Source organism: Bartonella sp. AA16NXGY (assembly GCF_042197325.1).
Lineage (GTDB): Bacteria > Pseudomonadota > Alphaproteobacteria > Rhizobiales > Rhizobiaceae > Bartonella.
Window position 1 is genome coordinate 1 of the sequence record NZ_JBHIRR010000008.1, and the last position, 25,568, is coordinate 25,568.

Sequence of the window (25,568 nt, forward strand, 5' to 3'; positions counted from 1 at the left end):
GTTTTGCTATTCGTGAAGGTGGTCGTACTGTTGGTGCCGGTATCGTCTCTAAGATCATTGAATAAATAATGCTTGTTAAAGGGGTGTTAAAAGTGTTTTAGTTTTGAGAGTTAGGGGTATAGCTCAGTTGGTAGAGCGGCGGTCTCCAAAACCGCAGGTCGCGGGTTCAAGTCCTGCTGCCCCTGCCAAAGGGGGGTTTTACATATAAGGGAGTGGATTTTGCTGCCTTTTTCGCTTTTTTTGATATGGGGCTTGTTTTTTTGTGTGTGAAACGGTATTGAATAGAAAGTAAGGAAATTGCATAAGTCTGAAAGTTGGCTTTTGCGTTTTTTCCTGTTTATTTTGTTCTATAAAACACAATAGGACTAGAGAGAGTATAGTGTGACGATGGCATCTAAAACCAATCCGATTACCTTTTTGAAGCAGGTTTATGCAGAAACAATTAAAGTGAAATGGCCTACACGTCGTGAGACGGTTATTTCTACTATTATGGTTTTGTTGGTAACTGCATTGGCTTCAGCTTTCTTTTTTATTGTGGATCAGGTTATGCATTTTGGTGTTTGGCGGGTTATTGATCTTCTGAAATATCTTTTTAGTTGAGAATGTAAGGAAGTGTGACTGTGGCAGCTCGTTGGTATATTGTTCAGGCATATTCAAATTTTGAAAAGAAAGTAGCGGAAGCTATTGATAAGGAGGCAAAGCAAAAGGGACTTGATCATCTTTTTGAAAAGATTTTTGTTCCAACAGAGCGTGTTGTAGAGGTTCGTCGTGGACGCAAAGTTGATACTGAGCGAAAATTTTTTCCTGGTTATGTTCTTGTTCGTGCTGAGTTAACAGATGAAGTTTATCATCTTATTAAGAATACGCCTAAAGTGACAGGTTTTTTAGGGTCGGATGCGCGTCCTGTTCCTATTTCTGATCGAGAGGTTGAGCAAATTCTCAAACAAGTTCAGGAAAGGGTTGAGTCTCCAAAGTCCTCTGTATTGTTTGAGGTTGGAGAGCAAGTTCGCGTTGCTGATGGTCCTTTTGTTTCGTTTAATGGAATTGTTCAAGAGGTTGAAGAAGAGCGCTCTCGTCTTAAGGTTGAAGTGCTTATTTTTGGGCGTCCTACGCCTGTTGATTTGGAATTTGGTCAGGTTGAAAAACTCTGATTAAACTTAGAGTAGTTTTAATTACTTTAAGGAAGGAGTGGGAGGTGATTTATAGCTTTTGTCGGCTTAATGATCCGAACCACGTGACTGCAAGCGGGTAACGGGCAAGATGAATTGTCAGTATACCAGTGAAATTAAAGGCAGATTGTTATGGCAAAAAAAAGTATAGGTCAGCTTAAGTTGCAGGTTCCTGCAGGAGCTGCTACTCCATCTCCACCAATTGGTCCAGCTCTTGGGCAGCGTGGTATTAATATCATGGAATTTTGTAAGGCGTTTAATGCAGCGACACAAGAAATGGAAAAGGGGGCACCGATTCCAGTTGTTATTACGTATTACCAAGATAAGTCTTTCACCTTTTCTCTCAAGACGCCTCCTGTATCATTCTTTTTAAAGAAGGAAGCAAACCTGAAATCTGGCTCAAAAGAGCCTGGTAAAGTGTCTGTAGGAAGCATTTCTCGCGATAAAATTCGTTCGATTGCGGAATCAAAGATGAAAGATCTTAATGCGAATGACATTGAGGCAGCAATGCGTATGGTTGAAGGTTCTGCTCGCTCGATGGGCTTGGAAGTGGTGGGCTAATATTATGGCAAAAGTAGCAAAAAGAATAAAAAATATCCGAAAAGATATTGATTTTAATGAACTCTACGCTTTAAAAGATGCCGTTTCAATGGTTAAGGAGCGTGCCGTTGCTAAGTTTGATGAAACAATCGAAATTTCAATGAACTTGGGTGTTGATCCTCGTCATGCTGATCAAATGGTTCGAGGCGTTGCTTATTTGCCTAATGGAACAGGGAGAAATATTCGTGTTGCCGTTTTTGCTCGTGGGGATAAGGCTGAGGAAGCTAAGGCGGCAGGAGCTGATATTGTGGGTGCCGAAGATTTATTTGAAAGCGTTAATAGAGGGACTATAGATTTTGATCGTTGTATTGCAACGCCAGACATGATGCCTCTTGTTGGTCGTCTTGGTAAGATTCTTGGTCCACGGAGTTTGATGCCGAATCCGAAAGTTGGTACTGTAACACTTGATGTCGTCGGTGCTGTCAAAGCTTCTAAAGGTGGTGCTGTTGAGTTTCGTGTGGAAAAAGCTGGTATTGTGCATGCTGGTATTGGTAAGGCTTCTTTTGGTGTTGAAAAAATCGTAGAAAATATAAAAGCCTTTGCAAGTGCAGTTATTAAAGCCAAACCGCAAGGTGCAAAAGGTGAGTATATTAAGCGCGTTGCTGTTTCGTCGACTATGGGAATTGGTGTTAAAGTTGATCCAGCAACGGTTCGTTCAGAGCTAGTATAAGCTGATTTATAATTTTGTTTTGGGGTATGGGAATATCAAAATTGTATTTAAAATGCTGATTTTGATCAGCTCGCTATCTAAGCTTTATAGGGCTTAGGTTGTACCGGGAGAAATTCCGGAATATCCTGTCCGAGATTGTAGGTGATGCTTTTAAGTATCTTAATCAAAAAAACCTGCATGAGACTGGGGTAAAAACTGAGAGTTAAAAGACTTAAAGGGTTTGAGCCAAGGTTGCCTTTGAACGCTGTGCGTGAAAAAGGGGACAGGATCCTCATCGGTGACATGAAGTATTTTATGTTATCAAAGGTAACCAACAGGTTTGTTTTAAGCAAATCTGTTAAATGGAGAGAGACAGTGAATAGAGCGGAAAAACGCGAATTTGTTACATGGCTTAACGAGGCTTTTCGGAAGTCTGGTTCTGTTGTTGTTGCACATTATTCCGGTCTGACAGTTTCACAGATGAATGATCTGCGTTCGAAAATGGGTGAAGCTGGCGGTGCCGTTAAGGTCGCCAAAAACCGTCTTGCTAAAATCGCTCTTCAGGGCACGGAATCTGAATCGATAGTGGGTTTGTTTACTGGACAAACACTTATTGCTTATTCAGAAGATCCAATCACAGCACCGAAAGTTGCTGTTGATTTTGCGAAAAGCAATGACAAATTTGTCATACTTGGCGGTTCAATGGGTGCAACAAGTTTAACTGTAGATGCTGTGAAGTCATTGGCTTCATTGCCTTCATTAAACGAGTTGCGTGCAAAACTTGTGGGTATGATTTCTACCCCTGCGACCCGTATTGCACAGGTTGTTAATGCCCCTGCTGGTCAGGTTGCACGTGTCATTGGAGCATATGCTCAGGAGGATAAGGCGGCTTAAGGCTGTTTGTATTCACGTTTATGGAAGAGCTTTAATGCTTTTCTGTTTTTTTGAATAAGATTTAATAATGGTTCAAATCTTTTAATTGAAGGAATTTAAAAATGGCTGATCTAGAGAAGATCGTAGAAGACCTTTCTAATCTAACCCTTTTGGAAGCCGCTGAGCTTTCTAAGTTACTTGAAGAAAAGTGGGGAGTTTCGGCTGCTGCTCCTGTAGCTGTCGCTGCTGTTGCTGGTGCTGCTGCTCCAGCTGCTGAAGAAAAAACAGAATTTGATGTTATTCTTGTTGAAGGTGGCGCACAAAAAATTAATGTTATTAAGGAAGTTCGTGCTCTTACTGGACTTGGTCTTAAAGAAGCTAAAGATCTGGTTGAAGGTGCACCTAAGCCTATTAAAGAGGCTGCTTCTAAAGAAGAAGCAGAAAAAATTAAATCTCAACTTGAAGCTGCCGGTGCTAAGGTGGAACTTAAGTAAATTTAATTTTATCGGCGGGCATTTATGTTCGCCGATTTTCTTTCTCTTAATACAAAGAGGGAAAATAATGAGTAAAAAACTTTTCCCAATGGTTTCGTAACAGGAATGGGATAGGTTTGGATTACTTACCCCTTCATCATAGAGTCAAAGAGATAAATGGCTTATGTTGGTAGGGAAAGTTAATGATGCTCATTATTGAGTGTCAAGTGAACTGGTCTGCATATGCAGGTTAATGGTATAAGGCTTTCAAGGTTGGTCTACCTTGAAGAGTAAAGATCAAGGAGCGACGATGGCTCAGACTCACGCAATGATGTCTCAATTCAATGGTCGTAAGCGCGTACGGAAATTTTTTGGTAAGATTCCTGAAGTAGCAGAAATGCCGAATCTTATTGAGGTTCAAAAAGCCTCATACGATCAATTTCTCATGGTTGAGGAACCGAAAGGTGGGCGACCAGATGAAGGTTTGCAAGCTGTTTTTAAATCGGTTTTTCCTATTTCAGATTTTTCCGGTACAGCTATGCTTGAGTTTGTAGGTTATGAATTTGATTTACCAAAATTTGATGTTGAAGAGTGCCGTCAACGTGATTTAACTTATGCTGCCCCATTAAAGGTCATATTGCGTTTGATTGTTTTTGATGTTGATGAGGATACTGGCTCCAAAGATATCAAAGACATTAAAGAGCAAGGCGTTTATATGGGCGATATGCCTTTAATGACGACGAATGGTACCTTTATTGTTAATGGTACGGAGCGTGTTATTGTTTCTCAGATGCATCGTTCTCCTGGTGTCTTTTTTGACCATGATAAAGGAAAGTCCCATTCATCAGGAAAGCTTCTTTTTGCTGCTCGTGTTATTCCGTATCGTGGTTCTTGGCTTGATATTGAGTTTGATGCTAAGGACATCATTTATGCGCGTATTGATCGACGGCGCAAGATTCCTGTTACTAGTCTTTTGATGGCATTAGGTATGGATGCGTCGGATATTTTATCGACGTTTTATGATAAAGTGACTTATGAGCGTGATGGAGAAGGATGGCGAGTTCCTTATTCTGTGGATCGCTTTAAAGGAATGAAGCTCATTTCTGACCTTATAGATGCAGATAGTGGTGAAGTCGTTGCGGAGGCTGGTAAAAAATTAACAGTTCGTACTGCGAAGTCTTTGGTAGAAAAAGGACTTAAAGCGGTTAAAGTTAGTGAAGATGATTTATTAGGTTGTTATCTAGCCGAAGATATCGTCAATTACGAAACAGGTGAAATCTACCTTGAAGCTGGTGATGAAATTGACGAAAAAGTATTAAAAGTTCTGCTCGATGTTAGTGCTGATCAAGTCAATATTCTTGATATTGATCACATGAATATTGGCGCTTACATCCGCAATACTTTGAAGGTGGATAAAAATGAAAGTCGGCAGGATGCGTTATTTGATATTTACCGGGTGATGCGTCCAGGTGAACCTCCAACAATCGATACAGCAGAAGCAATGTTCCATTCATTGTTTTTTGATCCAGAGCGTTATGATCTTTCAGCTGTCGGGCGTGTTAAGATGAATTTACGTATGGATCTTGATTGTCCAGACACAGTTCGCATTTTACGCCAAGAGGATATTCTTGCTGTTGTTAAGATGTTGGTTGAATTGCGTGATGGACGTGGTGAAATTGATGATATTGATAATCTTGGCAACCGTCGCGTTCGTTCCGTCGGGGAGTTGATGGAAAATCAATATCGCATTGGTCTTCTTCGTATGGAACGTGCGATAAAAGAGCGTATGTCATCGGTTGAAATTGATACAGTTATGCCACAGGATTTGATCAATGCAAAGCCTGCGGCAGCAGCAGTCCGTGAATTTTTTGGGTCTTCACAATTGTCGCAGTTTATGGATCAAACCAATCCATTGTCAGAAATTACCCATAAGCGCCGTCTTTCTGCTCTTGGTCCAGGTGGTTTGACTCGTGAACGTGCGGGTTTTGAAGTCCGTGACGTACATCCTACGCATTATGGTCGTATTTGTCCGATTGAAACACCAGAAGGCCCCAATATTGGTCTGATTAACTCCTTAGCAACATTTGCGCGAGTTAACAAATATGGCTTTATTGAAAGCCCATATCGAAAAATTATTGATGGAAAAGTCACAAAAGAAGTTATTTATCTTTCAGCGATGGAAGAAGCAAAGCATTATGTCGCTCAGGCTAATTCTTCATTAGATAACGAAGGTCGTTTTATAGAAGAGTTTGTTGTTTGCCGTCATGCTGGTGAAGTTTTAATGGCGCCGCGTGATCATGTTGATTTGATGGATGTTTCACCAAAACAGTTGGTTTCAGTTGCAGCAGCGCTTATTCCTTTTTTGGAAAATGATGATGCGAATCGTGCGCTTATGGGATCGAACATGCAGCGTCAAGCAGTTCCTCTTGTACGCGCTGAAGCGCCATTTGTTGGGACGGGAATGGAATCTATTGTTGCGCGCGATTCAGGAGCTGCTGTGAGTGCAAAACGTAGTGGTGTTGTTGATCAAGTCGATGCTACCCGTATTGTTATCCGTGCAACAGAAGATTTAGATCCTTCAAAATCAGGCGTTGATATTTACCGCTTACAGAAATTTCAGCGTTCTAATCAGTCCACTTGTATTAATCAGCGTCCTCTTGTACATGTCGGTGATAGGGTAGAGAAAGGTGATATCATTGCAGATGGTCCATCCACGGATCTTGGTGATTTGGCTCTTGGGCGGAATGTTCTCGTAGCCTTTATGCCTTGGAATGGATACAATTATGAAGATTCTATTTTGTTATCCGAGCGCATTGTTGCTGATGATGTGTTTACTTCAATTCATATCGAGGAATTTGAAGTTGCGGCACGCGATACAAAACTTGGACCTGAGGAAATTACGCGCGACATTCCTAATGTTGCGGAAGAAGCGTTAAGAAATCTTGATGAAGCTGGCATTATTTATATTGGTGCTGAAGTTCAACCAGGTGATATTTTAGTTGGAAAGATTACCCCGAAAGGTGAAAGTCCCATGACGCCGGAAGAAAAGCTTCTGCGTGCAATTTTTGGGGAAAAGGCATCCGATGTTCGTGATACTTCTATGCGTATGCCTCCTGGGACTTTTGGTACTGTTGTTGAAGTTCGCGTTTTTAATCGCCATGGCGTGGAAAAAGATGAACGTGCGATGGCAATTGAGCGTGAAGAAATTGAGCGTTTAGCAAAAGACCGTGATGATGAACAGTCTATTCTTGATCGCAATGTTTATGCGCGCCTCACCGATATGTTGACAGGTAAAGTTGCTGTAGAAGGTCCGAAAGGCTTTTCGGGTAGTAAAAAGCTTGATAGTACAGTAATGGGGCATTATCCGCGATCCCAGTGGTGGCAATTTGCTGTTGAGGATGAAAAGCTTCAAAATGAAATTGAAGCTTTGCGCAAGCAATATGATGAATCAAAAGAAGCATTACAACGTCGCTTTATGGATAAGGTTGAAAAGGTCCAAAGAGGTGATGAAATGCCTCCTGGTGTCATGAAAATGGTGAAAGTTTTTGTGGCTGTGAAGCGCAAAATCCAACCAGGTGACAAGATGGCGGGACGTCACGGGAATAAGGGTGTTGTTTCACGTATTCTTCCCGTAGAAGATATGCCATTTCTTGAAGATGGGACCCATGCTGATATCGTCTTGAATCCGCTGGGTGTGCCTAGTCGTATGAATGTTGGACAAATTCTTGAAACGCATCTTGGTTGGGCATGTGCGGGGATGGGCAAGAAGATTGGTGCTTTGTTAGAGTTATATCAAGAGACTGGGGATATATTGCCGTTGCGTCAGCGTATTGAAAATCTTATGCCTGATGATAATCATAATGAACCAGTTCGTCAGTATGATAATGAAAGCCTTTACAAATTGGCATTGCAGATGAAGAAAGGGGTTTCAATTGCAACGCCTGTTTTTGATGGAGCACATGAGTCTGATATTAACATGATGCTGGAAGACGCAGGCTTAGATAGTTCAGGGCAGGTTACGCTTTATGATGGTCGTACTGGGGAGCCTTTTGATCGTCCAGTAACGGTGGGATATATTTACATGTTGAAATTGCATCACCTTGTTGATGATAAGATTCATGCGCGTTCTATTGGTCCCTATTCACTTGTTACGCAGCAGCCATTAGGAGGTAAGGCACAATTTGGTGGTCAGCGTTTTGGTGAAATGGAGGTATGGGCGCTTGAAGCTTATGGTGCTGCATACACTTTGCAGGAGATGCTAACAGTAAAATCAGATGATGTGGCTGGTCGAACAAAAGTCTATGAGGCAATTGTGCGTGGTGATGATACATTTGAGGCAGGTATACCCGAAAGCTTTAATGTGTTGGTAAAAGAAATGCGCTCACTTGCTCTTAATGTGGAGCTTGATGATGCGCGTGAACTTATTGCACAGCGGGCATTGTCTGATACGGCAGAATAATAATTCAAGGAGCGCACTAGAAAAGGGCTGCGCTCTTATTACTTTAAGAGGCTCAATAACCTTATTAAGGCTATACAGGTCATTTTTAAAAGTAAATGTATTTTAAAGAAGATCTGTTATAAAATAAATGAGATATTACAACAGGTTCTAAGAATCTTTGAAGGAGAACAGCATGAACCACGAGGTCATGAATCTTTTCAATCCTCAAGCGCCAGCGCAGACATTTGACTCTATTCGTATTTCTATTGCGAGTCCTGAGAAAATTTTGTCCTGGTCGTATGGTGAGATTAAGAAGCCTGAGACTATTAATTATCGGACTTTTAAACCAGAACGTGATGGTCTTTTTTGTGCACGTATATTTGGCCCTATTAAGGACTATGAATGTCTATGTGGCAAATATAAACGCATGAAGTATAAGGGCATTATTTGTGAAAAATGTGGTGTAGAGGTTACTCTTTCGCGCGTACGTCGTGAGCGTATGGGGCATATTGAACTTGCGGCACCCGTTGCGCATATATGGTTTCTTAAATCATTACCAGGCCGTATTTCTACACTTTTAGATTTAACTTTAAAAGATATTGAACGGGTTCTTTATTTTGAGAATTATATTGTAACCGAACCAGGGTTAACATCTCTTAAGCTCCATCAGCTTCTTTCTGAAGAAGAATATATGCTTGCTATTGATGAATTTGGAGAAGATCAGTTTACAGCTATGATTGGCGCTGAAGCTATTTACGAGCTTTTAGCTAGTATGGAGTTAGATAAAATCGCTAATGATTTGCGTCTTGAATTAGCTGAAACAACTTCAGAGTTAAAGCAGAAAAAATTGATTAAACGACTTAAAATCGTTGAAAATTTTCTTGAATCTGGAAATAAGCCAGAGTGGATGATTATGAAAACAATTCCGGTTATTCCACCGGATTTGCGTCCATTGGTTCCGCTTGATGGTGGGCGTTTTGCGACATCAGATCTGAATGATCTTTATCGGCGTGTTATCAATCGTAATAACCGCTTGAAGCGGCTGATTGAATTGCGAGCTCCTGGAATTATCGTACGCAATGAAAAGCGTATGGTACAAGAAGCTGTTGATGCATTGTTTGATAATGGACGGCGTGGGCGTGTGATTACTGGAGCCAATAAACGTCCTCTTAAGTCTTTATCAGATATGTTGAAGGGCAAGCAAGGGCGTTTTCGTCAGAACTTACTTGGGAAGCGTGTTGATTACTCGGGGCGTTCTGTTATCGTGACGGGTCCTGAATTAAAATTACATCAATGTGGTCTTCCCAAAAAAATGGCTCTTGAATTATTTAAGCCTTTTATTTATGCGCGGCTTGATGCAAAAGGCTATTCATCAACGGTAAAGCAGGCAAAGAAGCTTGTTGAAAAAGAACATCCAGAAGTTTGGGATATCTTGGATGAGGTTATTCGTGAACACCCTGTTTTGCTCAATCGTGCACCAACATTGCACCGTTTGGGAATTCAAGCTTTTGAGCCTATCTTGATTGAGGGAAAAGCTATACAGCTACATCCATTGGTGTGTACTGCTTTTAATGCGGATTTTGATGGTGATCAGATGGCGGTTCATGTTCCGCTTTCTCTTGAAGCACAACTTGAAGCCCGTGTTTTGATGATGTCCACCAATAATATTCTTCATCCGGCCAATGGTGCTCCCATTATTGTTCCCTCACAGGATATGGTTCTTGGTCTTTATTATCTTTCAATTGTTTCTGAAAAAGAACCAGGTGAAGGAATGGCCTTTTCTGATATAGGTGAGCTTCATTATGCCTTGGAAAATAAGGTTATAACGCTTCATACGAAGATTAAAGGCCGTGTTAAGAATATGGGGAAGGATGGAAAAGAAGTCTCTAAACTTTATGATACGACACCTGGTCGTTTGATTATCGGTGAGCTTTTGCCAAAAAGTGCGGATATCTCATTTGATATTGTCAATCAAGAGATGACGAAAAAGAACATTTCTAAAATGATTGATCATGTTTATCGGCACTGTGGACAAAAAGAGACGGTTATTTTTTGTGACCGTATTATGCAGCTTGGCTTTTCTTATGCTTGTCGTGCAGGAATTTCATTCGGTAAGGACGATATGGTTATTCCTGATAGTAAGTCGCGTTTAGTCGCAGAAACAGAAGCTTTGGCTAAGGAGTACGAACAGCAATATAATGATGGTTTGATTACACAAGGTGAAAAATACAATAAGGTTGTAGATGCTTGGGGTAAATGTACAGATCGCGTCGCAGATGAAATGATGAAACGTATTCAAGCTGTGGATTTTGATCCTAAAACAGGTCGTCAACGGCCGATGAATTCTATCTATATGATGTCGCACTCTGGTGCTCGTGGTTCTGCTAACCAGATGAGACAATTGGCCGGTATGCGTGGATTAATGGCAAAACCATCGGGTGAAATTATTGAAACACCCATTATTTCAAATTTTAAAGAAGGTCTAACTGTTAATGAATACTTCAATTCCACGCATGGTGCACGTAAAGGACTTGCTGATACTGCGTTAAAGACGGCGAACTCTGGTTATTTAACACGGCGTCTTGTTGATGTTGCACAGGATGCTATTATTTCAGCAGTTGATTGTGGTACCGCAAAAGGGCTTACCATGCAGCCGATTGTTGATGCAGGACAAATTGTTGCCTCCCTTGGGCAAAGAATTCTTGGTCGTACAGCGCTTGTTGATATTCTACATCCTGTCTCTGGAGAGGTTATCCTTGAAGGTGGAGCAATGATTGAGGAAGCTGATGTCGCGAAGATTGAAGCAGCTGGGATTCAATCTGTTCAAATTCGTTCTGCATTAACATGTGAAACACGTCTTGGTGTTTGTGCAAAATGCTATGGTCGTGATTTGGCGCGTGGAACACCTGTTAATCAGGGAGAAGCGGTTGGTGTTATTGCTGCTCAATCCATTGGTGAGCCGGGAACACAGCTTACTATGCGTACTTTTCACTTAGGAGGAACTGCGCAGGTTGTTGATTCATCGTATTTAGAGGCATCTTATGAAGGTAAGGTGGAGATTCGTAATCGTAATGTAGTTCGTAACTCTGAAGGCCATTTGGTTGTTATGGGGCGTAATATGGCTATCCTTATCAAGGATGAGTTAGGAAAAGAGCGCGTTGTACATCGTGTTAGCTATGGTGCTCATATTTTTGTTGATGATGGTGATGTGGTTAAACGTGGCCAACGTATAGCAGAATGGGATCCTTATACACGTCCAATTTTAACGGAAGTTGAAGGCTATGTGGGTTTTGAAGATATGATTGATGGTTTATCTGTCACTGAAACAGCTGATGAATCTACGGGTATTACGAAGCGTTTGGTGATTGATTGGCGCGCTAATCCACGTGGTGCGGATCTTAAACCAGCTATTATTATTCACACGGATAAAGAAGGTGAATCCATTGCTAAATTGTATAAGGGAGGTGAAGCCCGTTATATGATGTCAGTGGAAACTATTCTTTCTGTTGAGCTTGGTGCTCATGTTAAGGCTGGTGATGTTATTGCTCGTTTGCCAATGGAAAGTGCCAAGACGAAAGATATTACGGGTGGTCTTCCTCGTGTGGCTGAGCTTTTTGAAGCGCGTCGTCCAAAGGATCATGCGATTATTGCTGAAGTTAGTGGTACAATTCGATTTGGCCGTGGTTATAAGAATAAACGTCGTATCATTATTGAACCAAATGATAAAACTCTTGAGGCAGTAGAATACTTGATTCCAAAAGGTAAGTTGTTCCACTTCCAAGAAGGCGATCAAATTGAAAAGGGAGATTATATCCTTGATGGTAATCCAGCACCTCATGACATCTTGGCGATTAAGGGGGTTGAAGCTTTGGCATCTTATCTTGTTAATGAGATTCAGGAGGTTTATCGTCTGCAGGGAGTTCTTATTAATGATAAGCACATTGAAGTGATTGTTCGTCAAATGTTGCAAAAAGTTGAAATTACTGAATCTGGAGATTCTGGTTATATTCCAGGTGATAATGTTGATCGTATTGAACTTGATGAAATCAATGATAATTTGATTGCAGAAGGGAAGAAACCTGCATCTGGTAATCCCATTCTTCTTGGAATTACAAAAGCTTCTCTTCAAACACCTTCTTTCATTTCGGCGGCATCGTTTCAGGAAACAACACGTGTTCTTACTGAAGCAGCAGTTTCTGGTAAAATTGATACTTTGCAAGGACTTAAAGAGAACGTTATTGTCGGTCGTCTTATTCCAGCAGGTACGGGTGGTACAATTTCTCAAATCCGTCGTATTGCTGCAGTTCGTGATGATTTGATTGTAGATGAGCAGCGTAAGTCTAGTAATAACGAAGTGGCTAAGGCTATGTTGACAAATATGACAACTGGGGCCGTTACTGAATAATTTAAATACAACACCACATAATATAAAAACGTCTGAATAGAAAGTTCAGACGTTTTTTATTTCGAAATGCAGAAGTTGTATATTTTCTTGAAAAATATCAAAAATTATAAGGCGATAGTTATTTTAAACATCTTTAGTAGCTTATTATTTTGTAATGATGCTTATCTTTTTTGTTACTTTATTTTAAAGTTTCTTAATTTCTAAAAGCAGTATAGAATTTTTCCAAAATATGTGAAACTCAAAAATCATATTCAAGGAAAAGAGTTGATTATCTACAAATCAAATAAGATTGATTTTGAACTTTAGGAAAATTTTTGATTGATATCTTCTATAAAAATTTAAAAGGACTTATGATGAAAGATCAAGAGTCTTTTCTATAATCTAAAAAATAATTGATTCTCTACTATACAATGTTTGTGAATGTATTTTCTTCTAAATTAGAATGCAGAAAAGTAGAGATTAAGGTGCTCACTAAGTTTTATAAAAAATAGACATATTTCTTATAACAATGTGATCTATGCAGACAGAATAATAAAATGTACGAATATTATTCAATTGGAAAATTAACACGTGAGTTTTCAATAATAGCTCGAACTTTGCTATGAAGAAGAGGGACTTCTTATCCCTTTTCGGTGTGGAAGTACACGGCTTTATACATAAACGGATCGTCATAAGTTAAAACAAATCCTGTATGCTAACAGAGTAAAATTTTCGTTGTCTGAAATATCTGATATGTTGACAATGGTTGGAAAACCACCTGATGATGAGAAAAAGCTTAAGAAATTAATTGCAGGAATTCATAAAAAACAAACTGATTTAAAGCAGATGCAGCATGATGTTGATGATCTTCTACAGGATTTAGAACGAATTGAAGAGAGTTTTTTTGAGAGCTTAGCGGAGTTGGGGGGTAGTCATTGATTATAAATTTATTTTGTCTTCTTTTAGACTAATTTCTTTCTCTTAAAAGAGATAGATTATACCGTCTCTAAGGGGAATATTTACCACTGCGTGAAATGTGTAAGTCATTTAAAGAAATAGAGTGTTTGAAAAAGCTGCAAAGGTATTTTCGCAGTATATTATTCTTGATAAGAAAAAACTATTTTTCATAAAGAAAGTAAAAACAATGACAGTTTCTCCTATGAGTGTTTTTCAATCTATATTGTCACGAAAGTCAATTCGCGCTTTTACTGATCAGCCAGTTAGTTTGGAAACAATCAAAGAAATCTTAAAACTTGCAGCACGTGCACCATCTGGAACAAATATTCAGCCATGGCAAGTAATTGTGCTTACAGGAAGTGTATTACAGAAAGTAGGGCAAGAGCTTTCACAACTTGTGCTTTCAGGTGTAAAAGGAGAGCGTGAATATAGTTATTATCCACGTCAGTGGCGTGAGCCCTATATTTCAAGGCGTCGAAAAGTTGGTTTGGATCTTTATCAGAGTCTTGGAATTCAAAAAGGTGATGAAGAAAAAATACTTCATCAAAAGGCGCGAAATTTTTTATTTTTTGATGCACCTGTAGGACTCTTATTTACAATGGATCACGACATGGAAATGGGGAGTTGGCTTGATTTGGGTATGTTTATGCAGACCATTATGTTAGCTGCACGTGGATTTGGATTAGATACCTGTCCTCAAGCTGCTTTTGCTGATTATCATAAACAGATTCGTACGCTTTTATCTATTCCTTCTGATCGCCATATTATCTGTGGTATGGCACTTGGTTATCGCGATATGAGTGCTCCAGAAAACAATTTTGAGACAGAACGAGAATCGTTAGAAAAATTTGTACGTTTCATTGAAACATACCCATAAAATATTTTATACAATTAAGCATATGTTTTGAAGAACTTAGTGCATTATGAAAAATATTTCCGATAAGATTTCTCATCCTTATTGAATTTTAATATTGCATATTAACACTTATTTTACTACGTTTGGAACATTGGGAGTGGTGACTCTAGGGGCATTGTCCGTTTTAAAGGTTGGCTAATGGAAAACACTATAGAAAGAAAGTGTTGGGTGGTAGCAAGACGAGCGACATTCGTGTTTATTGTTGTCATTTTTTTAGTTTATCTCGCAATTTGATTTTAAACGGAAGAAACGTTATGAAAAAGCATATATGCTCAAGCTGTACTATAGTTTAAGGTGATACGTGTTTCTATCTGTTTTTGAACTTTTTAAAATTGGGATTGGTCCTTCTAGCTCACATACGATGGGACCAATGACTGCTGCTAATATGTTTTTGCAAAAGATAGGAGATTTTTCTCAGTCGTCTGATGTTCAAGTTTCTCGTATACGTGTTTATCTTTATGGTTCTTTAGCTTTCACGGGTATTGGTCATGCAACAGATAGAGCTATCATATTAGGACTTTTAGGAGAAAAAGCTTCTACTGTTGATCCTGATAGCATGGGGTTTTTGTTAGAAAAAGTTATACGTGAAAAAAAAGTGCAACCAGAAGGTCATCCCGCTTATCAGTTTGATGTGCAACGTGATCTTATTTTTGAACGAAAGCAAATCCTCCCTGGACATACAAATGGACTAGCCTTTGAAGGACTTGATACTGATGGGAATGTTCTGTTGCGGCAGATTTATTATTCTATCGGTGGTGGCTTTGTTGTGACTGAGGATGAATTAAGCCATATGAATGATAATATACAACCAGAAGCATTTGAGGTACCATATCCATTCGATTCTGCTTGTACAATGTTATCAATGGCAGAAAAATCAGGGCTTTCAATTGCTGAAATGAAGCGCTTAAATGAAGAAACAAAGATAGAGCGTTCTTCTCTTGATGTAGGGCTTGATGAAATTTTTTCAGCGATGACAAATTGCATTGATAGAGGTCTTTCACAAGAAGGTGAGTTGCCTGGTGGATTGCGTGTTTTAAGGCGCGCTAAAAAGCTGCATGAAACGCTTTTGGAAAAACAAAAGAAAAATTACAATTATCCACTTTGGGCAAATGATTGGCTTTCGGTATATGCTATAGCAGTCAATGAGGAAAATGCAGCAGGTGGTCGTGTTGTTACAGCACCAACAAATGGAGCAGCCGGTGTCGTCCCAGCCGTTTTGCGTTATTATCTTCAGTTTAATGATGATTCAGATCGAGAGGGAATACATAATTTTCTATTAACGGCAGCAGCTATAGGTGGTGTTATTAAACATAATGCCTCTATTTCTGGTGCAGAAGTTGGGTGTCAAGGTGAAGTTGGAACGGCATCTTCAATGGCCGCAGCAGGGTTGACCGCAGCGTTAGGTGGAACACCAGCTCAAATTGAAAATGCGGCAGAAATTGCGCTTGAACATCACTTGGGAATGACATGTGATCCTGTTGCAGGTCTTGTACAAGTGCCTTGTATTGAGCGTAATGCAATGGGAGCTGTTAAGGCGGTAACGGCTTCTTCTCTTGCATTATATGGTAATGGAGATCATTTTGTTTCTCTTGATGCTTGTATAGAAACAATGCGCCAGACTGGTCATGATATGAGTGAACGCTATAAAGAGACAAGTAAAGGTGGTCTTGCAGTCAATGCGATATCTTGTTAAGAGCTGGAACATTTTTCAATCCATAACTGGACTTTTTGGAGAGAGATCGTATTTCCTAATAAAGCTTATGTTTTTTGTTCCTTATAAATCAAAATTCCGCTTTAATGCAGCAGTAGTTTGAAATAAATCTGAGATGATTCAGTGTTTTCTTAACGAATAATAGCTTTTTCATGCAAGCTTGGAGGCGAGAGTGTTCTACATCTGTTTGATTTGTCTCTAAAATAGGAAAAAAGTGTAATTTGGAAAAAATAAGAAAGCGTAAAGTAAAATTAGTGATCAATCTGCCATTATTTTTAGCTGGGTTTTATGGCTTTAAAAAGTTTCCATAGCCATATATCTTTTAAGTAATGGAAGATTATGCCTGAGTATCCAAGGAAAATTTGTTTTAAGTCTGAATAATTATGATGAAGAAAGTAGAATTTTAAAGGTTTTAATTTTTTAAAAGTGAAGTTTTTTTTCTACCTAGTATGGTAAAAAATGCCTTGAAAAAAAACACTAATTTACAATAATTAAGAGATATATTGGAAATATCTTTTTTATTTATAAATTTTGTACCGACAAAAAAATTAAAATAAATAATAACGTATACATTAAGAAATATTTATAAAAATTCTCATGAGAATAGAATGCACACGATAGAACATTATCGTGTTACGCGTTCGTGAGTTCGTTTTAAAAAAATATCTCTCAGGTGCCCCCAAGCTCATTTCGCGATGGCACCTGTGAATGATATAACGGTAAATCCATTGAGCTGTCTCCATCTTTATGCTTAATAAAAAGAAGTACGCTGGCATGGTTACACACTTTGCCAGAACCCCCCTCTGTACAGGGGGACTAAAGCACTTGGCATTTGAAACGGTTCATTATAGGCATTTTTAGTCTTTTTGGTACAGTTTCACGCTACACACTAATCTCGCTCATAACATGCAAGAGACGGTTTTGATTGATTCAACATAAACAGATTTTAAATGAGAGAATCTTACGATATTCGAGATTCTCATCTAACATACAAAATAATTAATTATCTTTATAAATCAGTATCTTGCATATGAATAATATAATGTAAGTTTTCCATGAATGGTATAAAATCTATAGAGTATTAGCATCTTTATTTATAAAGGGAGAAAACCAGCAATATCATCCTTTTTTTCAACGTTCAATATTACAAAAGATCCTAGTACTTGAAATGATTCATAAGGGATACTTTGATTCCTTTTGTAAATGGTTTATATGTCAATTTTGTTCGTGATGAGCAAGCGAGCGATTTTGACTGATTCAATATAAGAAGTAAAATAAGAGTATTTTACGAAAATCTCTTGTTCAATATGCAAAAAATAAATTATAATTATAAATTAAAATCTTATGGGAATCGTTATCATAATATTTAATCTGATAATTTATTTACGTTTTTTCATCGATAGTATTTGTATTTTCCAATTTTCTGTGCCTGTTGACATAAATACAAGTAAGAGAAGTGAGATTGTTTTTTTTTACAGCGTTTATGTTGTATAGGGAGCGTTATTAAGAGGGATTTTCTTTATTGAACTTTTACAATAATCCCACCAAATGATAAGCTTTCATCTAATGAAGCTATTCATTTTTTCCAGAAAGATATCAAGGATAATTTTTTATATTAAATCCAAAAGTGGAAAAATATTGGGTATTTTTATGTCCTTAACAATGTTTTATTGAAAGCTTGGAGATATTGGATAGTTGGAAAAGCTGTCAGAAAATTCAACAATTTAAGAAAAAAGTATGTTTATCAAAAGGTTTTCTAAGGTTGTAGATAATGGTTAATAATAAAATAATTTTTTAGAGAGGGTCTGTAGAATTAAATATTTGTTGCTCCTAAACGGATTTTAATAGGCACATTACCAGTTTGGCTCGCAACGCGTAAATGAATGCGTACAGGAGGCATTATGAGACGACGGTTGCGCATTGTTTGGCAAATGAGAAGGTTAACAAGAGACTGTGTATCTAATGCAGTAGAATTATATTTTAAACCAGTAAGTTTTGCGGCAGCATCGTGAAGAGGACGCAATGAAAGGAGGGATGATTGCTTCAATAAAATTTCTTTTTTATGGAATGAAGCAAAAGCATTATCTGTCATAATACTATCCTTAACGCAGAATTCAAAAATTTTTAGTAGGCTACAGTATAGCAGTTAAAATTTGCTTTCTTTAATGTAGAGCAAGCGTCAAATGCAGCTTTTTTTGATTGAAACCCTGTAAAGCGCGCTCGGTAATAACGCCGCCCATTTTTTTCAAACAGTTGCATGTGTGAAGATGCGTGCTTTAAAGTAGAAAAAGCTATATTTTTTGCTTTTAAAAGTAGAGTTTTTGCTTGTTCTTCACTAGGAAGAGAACCAATTTGGATAGCCCATCCGGCATTTTCGGACAAAGAGACTGTTACAATTTTATGAGTCTCAGCCGGTATAGTTTTTTGAGGATTCGGTATTGGTATAATTACCTTATTGACAGCCGTTATTGCGATATTGGAGTTTTTAGGTTGTTCTGCAAATGCTGTCAACATAGTCGAAATTTCATCGTCAAAATTACTTGAATCAGCTTTAATGGTCGGTATAGGAGTATTGGCCCCAGTGGGTAAGTGATAGCGTACAGAAGCTATTAAACGTTCACCACTTTTCATTTGGCTTGCTTTGGGCAAATATTGATTCAATAAGCTAGCCATATGCTCGTCACGTGCAGTAGATGATTTACCTCCCATAACAACAGCGACAATAGAGCGCCCCTCAAGACGCATCGAAGTTGCTAAATTAGAACCTGACATTTGTGTGTAGCCTGTTTTAATTCCATCGACACCTTTCATTATTTTAACAAGTTTATTGTGGCTGTTAATTTTATGTCCACGGAAATTAAAACTTTTTGTTTTGAACAATTTATATTGTTTGGGAAAATGTTTACGTAAAGCTAATGACAAAGTCGCTATATCTCGTGCTGTAGAATAATTGTGCACATCCGGAAGTCCTGAAGCATTTGCAAAATGTGTATGTTTCATGCCAAGTTTACGAGCTTTTACTGTCATCATTTGAGCGAATTTTTTTTCACTACCTCCAAGATATTCTGCAATGGCAGCAGCAACATCATTTGCGGATCTTGTAATGAGTGCTTTAGCTGCTGATTCTGCAGAAATTGTTTGGCCTGCTTTAAATCCAATTTTTGTCGGTGGACGCATTGCTGCATAATGTGAAACAGGAATTGGTGTATTTGGTGTCACACGACGCATCTGCATAGCTTCAAAGAGTAAGTACAATGTCATCATTTTTGTTAAAGAAGCAGGATAACGTTTCAGTGTTGCATTGGCTTGAAATAAAGTTTTTCCCGTAGTAGCATCTATAACAATAGCCGCATACTTATCAGGATAGGCGCCTTGAGGTGTGGCGGATGCCCAACAGTAAGAAAAAGCTAACATAACAAAAGAAATTGCTATTGTTTTACAGTAGCGCATAATTTTTTGATAATTAATATACACTTGCAGTATCCTATTTCTCCATTTATCCTAAAAAACTTCTATAAAGCTTCCTTTTCTGTAATTTATTGATGCAGTTTAGACGAATGGTATTACTAATTTGTTTACAGAAGTTATTTTATGAGTGAGTGATTGAAGTCTAACCATAGAGGGAAATTTTTTTCTAATACAAACAGGTATTGCAATAGTTATGAAAGAATTTAAAATTAATAAAAATGTGCTGCATGGAAAACGATAATGGGACAGATGCTCATAATAAACTCTATAGCTCATATTATGCATAATGAAAAGGGCAAGAATTGGGATGAAGGTAGGCATGGTGCGGTTATAATGCCTAAGGCTAGAGAAAAACTCGAAAAACCTAAATTATGTCGAGTTTTTTTGCTTAATGATGATTACACACCTATGGATTTTGTTGTTTTCGTTTTGAAGAACTTTTTTAAAAAAAGTTTCGAAGAGGCAACGCGGATAATGTTAAATGTTCATCACAATGGGATAGGAGAATGTGGGACTTACACTTATGAAGTCGCTGAAATGAAAATATTACAAGTGAGGGAATGTGCGCGTCAAAATGAACATCCGTTACAATGTGTAATGGAATGGAAGTGAGGAGCTATGCCATCTTTTACACCTAGTCTTGAAGAGGTTTTGCATCGTGCATTAACAATTGCTACTCAAGCACGGCATGAATATGCAACACTAGAGCATCTTCTACTTGCGCTGTTAGATGATGCCGATGCAAATTCCGTTATTCAGGCTTGCCAAGTAGATGTGGAGGAATTGCGAGAGCGCTTAACCAATTATCTTCGCTCAGAGTTAGATGAACAGATTAGAGCTGATGAGGATACAAAGCCTACAGCTTTTTTCCAGCGTGTTATCCAACGTGCGGTGATTCATGCACAATCAGCTGGAAAAGATGAAGTATCGGGGGCAAATGTTCTTGTTGCAATTTTTTCTGAACGTGAAAGCCATGCAGCATATTTTCTTCAAGAGATGGGAATGACACGCTACGATGCTGTACGTTTTATTTCACAGGGTGTCACGCGTGATGATGGGTTATCCATGTTACTTGAAGGACTTGAAGAGCAATTAGATCAGCAGATTTCGGATAATGGTGAAAGAGGAACAAGTGCTTTAACGAATTATTGTGTTGATCTCAATTGTAAAGCACGTAATGGAAAAATTGATTTATTAATTGGCCGTGAAATAGAAATTTCACGCATGATACAGATTTTATGTCGAAGGTCAAAAAACAATCCGCTTTTGGTTGGTGATCCTGGAGTAGGGAAAACAGCTATAATTGAGGGGTTGGCAAAGCGTATTGTTGATGGGCAAGTGCCTGAAGTTTTATCAAATGCAACAATATTTTCTCTTGATATGGGGGGACTTGTTGCAGGTACACGTTATCGCGGTGATTTTGAAGAACGCTTAAAACAAGTTATTAAAGAGTTTGAGCTGTATCCAGATGCTATTTTATTTATTGATGAAATTCATACCTTAATTGGAGCAGGAGCGACATTAGGGGGAAATATGGATGCAGCAAATCTTTTGAAACCTGTGTTATCTTCTGGAACTATGCGATGTATTGGTTCGACGACTTACAGAGAATATCGCAAATTCTTTGAACAAGATCGTGCTTTAGAGCGTCGTTTTCAGAAGATTGATATTAATGAACCTTCTGTTACAGATGCGATTAAGATTTTGCAGGGGATGAAGCCTTACTTTGAAGATTTTCATCAGATTAAATACACAGATCAGGCGATGAAGGCATCTGTAGAATTATCTTCACGTTATATAATTGACCGTAGGTTACCTGACAAAGCAATTGATATTATTGATGAAAGTGGCGCAGCGCAAAAGCTTTTGCCACAAAAACAACGCAAGAAGAGTATAGGTGTTAAAGAAATTGAAGCGACTGTTGCTACAATTGCAAGAATTCCATCAAAAACAGTTTCCCGGAATGATCAGAAGATACTGAGTAAGCTTGAAAGAGAACTCAAACATGTTGTTTATGGTCAAGATCAGGCAATTTCCGTCTTAGTTTCATCCATAAAATTGGCGCGAGCAGGTTTACGCGAACCGGATAAACCAATAGGAAGTTATTTATTTTCAGGACCAACAGGTGTAGGAAAAACTGAAGTTGCAAAACAGCTTGCATCATCTTTAGGCATTGAATTATTGCGTTTTGATATGTCAGAATATATGGAACGGCATACGGTAGCACGTTTAATCGGAGCACCTCCAGGTTATATAGGGTTTGATCAAGGAGGTCTCCTTACAGATGCCGTTGATCAGAAACCTCACGCAGTTCTATTGCTAGATGAGATTGAGAAAGCGCATCCAGAGTTATTTAATATTTTATTGCAGGTAATGGATTATGGTAGATTAACAGACCATAATGGTAAGAAAATTGATTTCCGCAATGTTATTTTGATTATGACAACCAATGCTGGTGCTTCAGATATGGCAAAATCAGCTATTGGATTTGGGAAAGTACATCGTGATGGTGAGGATATAGAAGCAATCAATCGGTTATTTACACCAGAATTTCGTAATCGGTTAGATGCAATTATTCCGTTTGCACCTTTATCTCATTTAATCATCAATCAGATAGTGCAAAAATTTATTTTTCAGCTTGAAGCACAATTAGCTGATCGGGGAATTTGTTTTGAATTAAGCCCTTCTGCAACTTTATGGCTTTCTAATAAAGGATATGATTCTCAGATGGGAGCACGCCCATTAGGGCGTGTTATACAAGAATATATTAAAAAGCCATTAGCTGATGAAATTTTATTTGGAAAGTTACGCAATGGTGGTACCGTTCGCGTATTGACACAAAAATCAAATGGTAAAAAAGAAAGCTTACAGTTAGAAATTTCATCTTCCGATATATCTGTAAGTTCAAAGAAAAGTAAAATGGAAAACTTTACAAAAAAACGTGTAGGAAAAAAAAGCACAACAACTTAAGAGTGTGTTATAAAGCTGCACGAATTTTTTTTGCATTCTCTTCAAGTATTTCTGGAGGCGTTACCATATCATTATGAGGGGTAAGCTCTATTCCCTCCATACGTGGTATAATATGAAAATGAAGGTGATAGACGGTTTGTTGACTAGCTGCTTCATTAAATTGCATGACAGTTATGCCATCTGCTTGAAAGGCTTTTTTGACAGCATTTGCAATTTTTTGAACAGCTTTAATAACAGGAAATAATGTTTCAGGATCTGCATCAAGTAAGTTTCTAGAGCCTTTTTTAGGAATGACCAGCGTATGACCTGGTGCCTGTGGCATGATATCCATAAATCCAATAACATCATCATCTTCGTAGACCCGAACAGAAGGGATTTCATTGCGAATCAATTTAGCAAAAATATTGTTATTGTCATAAGCTTGTTTCATACAAATATTTCCTTTTATCGTAAGTTTAAGATTCTAATTTAAAAACGAAAAAATGCAAGGTTTATCAGAGTGTAAGACAAAGAAGTATTTTGACTTCAGTTATATTTAGGATAATGCACTGTCTTAATGAAGGTTTAGATTTCTATGATGGCTTCAACTTCTACAGGAACATCCATAGGAAGAGAGGCAACACCAATAGCAGAACGGGCGTGTTTTCCAATTTCACCAAGGATATTGACGAATAAATTAGAAGCTCCATTGGCAACAAAAGGAATATCGGTAAAATGAGAATCTACAGCCACAAAAACAGTAATTTTGACCACACGTTTTATTTTATTTAAGTCACCCAGAGTTGCCTTGAGTTGCGCGAGAATATTGAGAGCGCAAGCTTCAGATGCTTTTTGGGCTTGTTCGGTATTCACAGTTGCACCAACTTTACCGATGGCTATTGGTTTTCCATTAATAAGAGGGAGTTGTCCAGAAATAAAGAGTTGATTGCCACTTTGTGAAGTGGTGATGTAATTGGCAAGGGGGGAGATTACTTCAGGAAGAGTGATTCCGAATTTTTCTAAGTTTTTTTCAATCATATTGGTCATAATTTTAACTCCATAGCTGCTCTATAATATATTCATTGCATAATCTATTTTTTGATTTAAGAAAATGTGTGGTTAATTGAGAAATTAACCTTTTTTGCCTTATTGTATGATGTTATGCAACGGGGATAAAGTTCGGAAGTTGGGAATGATTAGATCATTATTTATAATAATTTTATATATTGTTTTTTTATGTACTGCGAGAGCTGAAGAGCGCATTTTTATTGTGCCTCATCGAGCAATTTATGATTTTCATCTCGATAGTGTTTCTCATGAAATGACAATTTCTGCGATGTCAGGACGAATGGTTTACGAGCTTACTGGTTCGGCATGCCAAGGCTATAGCACACGTTTTCGTTTCATTAGCCGTGTTCACATTGAAGATATGCCAGTACGTTTGACGGATCAACAGACGACGAGTTATGAAACAGGAGACAGCCGTACATTTCGTTTTAATATTACAGATCAAGAGGGAGAAGAGGTTGTGCATCGTGCCGAGGGGGTTGCGGAGCGTACGCAAGATGGTATCACAGTTACCTTAAAAAAGCCAAAGGAAAAAGAGTATAAGCTTGCAATGGCTGAATTTCCAATGATGCAACTAAAAAATATTATCCGCCATGCAAAAGCAGGAGATCATTTTTACAATGTTACTGTATTTGATGGGACAAATAAAGCAGATAAAGTTATAAAAGAAAGTATCGTCATAGGGGAAAAGAAGACGCTTTTATCTGATAGCGAAACGGAAAAAGTAAGAAAATTGGATGAAGAAGAATATTGGCCTGTTACAATTTCTTATTTTGATGATGGAGAAAATAAAGATGGTTTGCCGGTTTATCGTAGCAGTTTTCTCTTACATGAGAATGGTGTCATGCGTGATCTTCATATAGATTATGGAACTTTTTCAGTGCGTGCAAAATTGAACAGTCTCGAATTCTTGGAACTTGGAAAAGATCTTAATCAATGCGAAAATGCAAATATTAAATGATTAAAGAAAATAACTTGAAAAAGAATCAAATATTAGTATGTTTGCGCTATTCCACACGCGGAGTCTGGGTGTTTGCAAATGATCTGTGAGAAACTTCTAGCAAGCATCCGCCGGTAGCAGGTCTTCCTGCTTTTTCCGCGGAGGTTGAACCGGAAAGGATAAGATTTATGGCACTACCCGATTTTACTATGCACCAGCTTTTAGAAGCCGGTGTGCATTTTGGTCACCAGACTCATCGCTGGAATCCCAAAATGACTCCCTATATTTATGGCCAGCGTAATAATATCCATATTATTGACCTTGCTCAGACCGTTCCACTTTTACACCAAGCACTTAAACTTGTTTCAGATACTGTAGCGCGTGGTGGTCGTATTCTCTTTGTTGGTACGAAACGGCAAGCATCTGACATTATCGCAGATGCGGCGAATCGTTCCGCTCAGTATTACGTTAATGCACGTTGGCTTGGCGGCATGCTCACAAACTGGAAAACGATTTCCAATTCGATCCATCGTTTGCGGAAGCTTGACAAAATTCTTGCTGCTGAAGCGCAAGGCTTTACTAAAAAGGAACGTTTAAATCTTGAACGTGATCGTGAAAAGCTTAATCGTGCGCTTGGTGGTATTAAAGATATGGGTTCTGTTCCAGATCTTATCTTTGTTATCGATACGAATAAAGAAAATATTGCACTCCAAGAAGCAAAGCGTTTAGGTATTCCAGTGATTGCTATTATTGATACCAATTGTGATCCCGATGACGTAACACATCCAATACCAGGTAATGACGATGCTTCACGTGCAATTTCTCTTTATTGCGATCTTTTTGCCCGTGCTGCTCTTGATGGTATTGCACGCCAGCAAGGAGCAATGGGTATCGATTTAGGAGCTCAAGTTGATGCACCTGTGGAGCCTATTTTGGAAGAAAATGCAGTTTCAGAAGTTTCTGAATAATATAA

19 protein-coding genes and 1 tRNA gene are annotated in these 25,568 nt (G+C 38.4%); 16 read left to right on the forward strand and 4 right to left on the reverse strand.

The window, feature by feature from the left end; genetic code table 11:
- The first annotated feature begins 112 nt into the window (after positions 1–112).
- The 12 genes from ACFINK_RS05880 (at position 113) to ACFINK_RS05935 (ending at position 16,152) form a co-directional block, all read left to right on the forward strand.
- A tRNA-Trp gene (locus tag ACFINK_RS05880) sits at positions 113–188 on the forward strand.
- A gap of 199 nt (positions 189–387) precedes the next feature.
- Positions 388–600 carry a preprotein translocase subunit SecE gene (gene secE / locus ACFINK_RS05885; RefSeq protein ID WP_273790652.1) on the forward strand — a complete coding sequence of 71 codons (213 nt, stop codon included), beginning with the start codon at positions 388–390 and terminating at the stop codon, positions 598–600.
- A 20-nt stretch (positions 601–620) separates the two neighbouring features.
- The gene (nusG, locus tag ACFINK_RS05890; RefSeq protein WP_273790740.1) at positions 621–1,151 is read left to right on the forward strand and encodes a transcription termination/antitermination protein NusG; all 531 of its coding nucleotides are present in this window, start codon (positions 621–623) and stop codon (positions 1,149–1,151) included.
- Between the two features lie 150 nt (positions 1,152–1,301).
- The gene (rplK, locus tag ACFINK_RS05895) at positions 1,302–1,730 is read left to right on the forward strand and encodes a 50S ribosomal protein L11 (RefSeq protein WP_273723157.1); all 429 of its coding nucleotides are present in this window, start codon (positions 1,302–1,304) and stop codon (positions 1,728–1,730) included.
- 4 nt (positions 1,731–1,734) lie between these two features.
- Entirely contained in the window at positions 1,735–2,439 is a 705-nt protein-coding gene (gene rplA / locus ACFINK_RS05900) for a 50S ribosomal protein L1 (protein ID WP_375638421.1), read from the forward strand.
- 354 nt (positions 2,440–2,793) lie between these two features.
- The gene (gene rplJ, locus ACFINK_RS05905; protein ID WP_012755027.1) at positions 2,794–3,312 is read left to right on the forward strand and encodes a 50S ribosomal protein L10; all 519 of its coding nucleotides are present in this window, start codon (positions 2,794–2,796) and stop codon (positions 3,310–3,312) included.
- 101 nt (positions 3,313–3,413) lie between these two features.
- Positions 3,414–3,785 (forward strand): 50S ribosomal protein L7/L12, encoded by a 372-nt coding sequence (gene rplL, locus ACFINK_RS05910; protein WP_273790654.1) that lies wholly within the window; start codon positions 3,414–3,416, stop codon positions 3,783–3,785.
- Between the two features lie 289 nt (positions 3,786–4,074).
- On the forward strand, positions 4,075–8,223 hold the full coding sequence (rpoB, locus tag ACFINK_RS05915) for a DNA-directed RNA polymerase subunit beta (RefSeq protein ID WP_375612113.1): 4,149 nt from the start codon (positions 4,075–4,077) through the stop codon (positions 8,221–8,223).
- A 172-nt stretch (positions 8,224–8,395) separates the two neighbouring features.
- Positions 8,396–12,607 (forward strand): DNA-directed RNA polymerase subunit beta', encoded by a 4,212-nt coding sequence (gene rpoC, locus ACFINK_RS05920; protein ID WP_375638422.1) that lies wholly within the window; start codon positions 8,396–8,398, stop codon positions 12,605–12,607.
- Positions 12,608–13,321: 714 nt separating this feature from the next.
- The gene (locus ACFINK_RS05925; RefSeq protein ID WP_375638423.1) at positions 13,322–13,525 is read left to right on the forward strand and encodes a hypothetical protein; all 204 of its coding nucleotides are present in this window, start codon (positions 13,322–13,324) and stop codon (positions 13,523–13,525) included.
- A 205-nt stretch (positions 13,526–13,730) separates the two neighbouring features.
- Complete coding sequence (locus ACFINK_RS05930; protein ID WP_375612167.1) at positions 13,731–14,420, forward strand: nitroreductase; 690 nt, start codon at positions 13,731–13,733, stop codon at positions 14,418–14,420.
- Positions 14,421–14,760: 340 nt separating this feature from the next.
- Entirely contained in the window at positions 14,761–16,152 is a 1,392-nt protein-coding gene (locus ACFINK_RS05935) for an L-serine ammonia-lyase (protein WP_375620780.1), read from the forward strand.
- A 1,831-nt stretch (positions 16,153–17,983) separates the two neighbouring features.
- Here the strand turns inward: ACFINK_RS05935 and ACFINK_RS05940 are convergent.
- Together ACFINK_RS05940 and ACFINK_RS05945 are read right to left on the reverse strand one after the other, a co-directional pair.
- A complete protein-coding gene (locus tag ACFINK_RS05940; protein ID WP_375629616.1) occupies positions 17,984–18,262 on the reverse strand; it encodes a hypothetical protein in 279 nt (92 codons plus the stop codon).
- A 32-nt stretch (positions 18,263–18,294) separates the two neighbouring features.
- Positions 18,295–19,644, reverse strand: a complete 1,350-nt coding sequence (locus ACFINK_RS05945) for a D-alanyl-D-alanine carboxypeptidase (RefSeq protein WP_375629618.1) — start codon at positions 19,642–19,644, stop codon at positions 18,295–18,297.
- 234 nt (positions 19,645–19,878) lie between these two features.
- Between ACFINK_RS05945 and clpS the strand changes: the two genes are divergently transcribed.
- Positions 19,879–20,250 (forward strand): ATP-dependent Clp protease adapter ClpS, encoded by a 372-nt coding sequence (gene clpS / locus ACFINK_RS05950; protein WP_375612119.1) that lies wholly within the window; start codon positions 19,879–19,881, stop codon positions 20,248–20,250.
- Between the two features lie 6 nt (positions 20,251–20,256).
- Entirely contained in the window at positions 20,257–22,608 is a 2,352-nt protein-coding gene (clpA, locus tag ACFINK_RS05955; RefSeq protein ID WP_375613468.1) for an ATP-dependent Clp protease ATP-binding subunit ClpA, read from the forward strand.
- Positions 22,609–22,615: 7 nt separating this feature from the next.
- Here the strand turns inward: clpA and ACFINK_RS05960 are convergent, their stop codons facing one another.
- A complete protein-coding gene (locus ACFINK_RS05960) occupies positions 22,616–23,038 on the reverse strand; it encodes an HIT family protein (RefSeq protein ID WP_375607220.1) in 423 nt (140 codons plus the stop codon).
- 134 nt (positions 23,039–23,172) lie between these two features.
- Positions 23,173–23,634: a RidA family protein gene (locus ACFINK_RS05965; protein ID WP_375607219.1), complete on the reverse strand. Its 462-nt coding sequence runs from the start codon at positions 23,632–23,634 to the stop codon at positions 23,173–23,175.
- Between the two features lie 145 nt (positions 23,635–23,779).
- Here ACFINK_RS05965 and ACFINK_RS05970 point away from each other — a divergent pair, with 145 nt between their 5' ends.
- Together ACFINK_RS05970 and rpsB are read left to right on the forward strand one after the other, a co-directional pair.
- Positions 23,780–24,616 carry a cell envelope integrity EipB family protein gene (locus ACFINK_RS05970; RefSeq protein ID WP_375612121.1) on the forward strand — a complete coding sequence of 279 codons (837 nt, stop codon included), beginning with the start codon at positions 23,780–23,782 and terminating at the stop codon, positions 24,614–24,616.
- 167 nt (positions 24,617–24,783) lie between these two features.
- Positions 24,784–25,563, forward strand: a complete 780-nt coding sequence (gene rpsB / locus ACFINK_RS05975; protein WP_273788135.1) for a 30S ribosomal protein S2 — start codon at positions 24,784–24,786, stop codon at positions 25,561–25,563.
- Positions 25,564–25,568 lie beyond the last annotated feature (5 nt).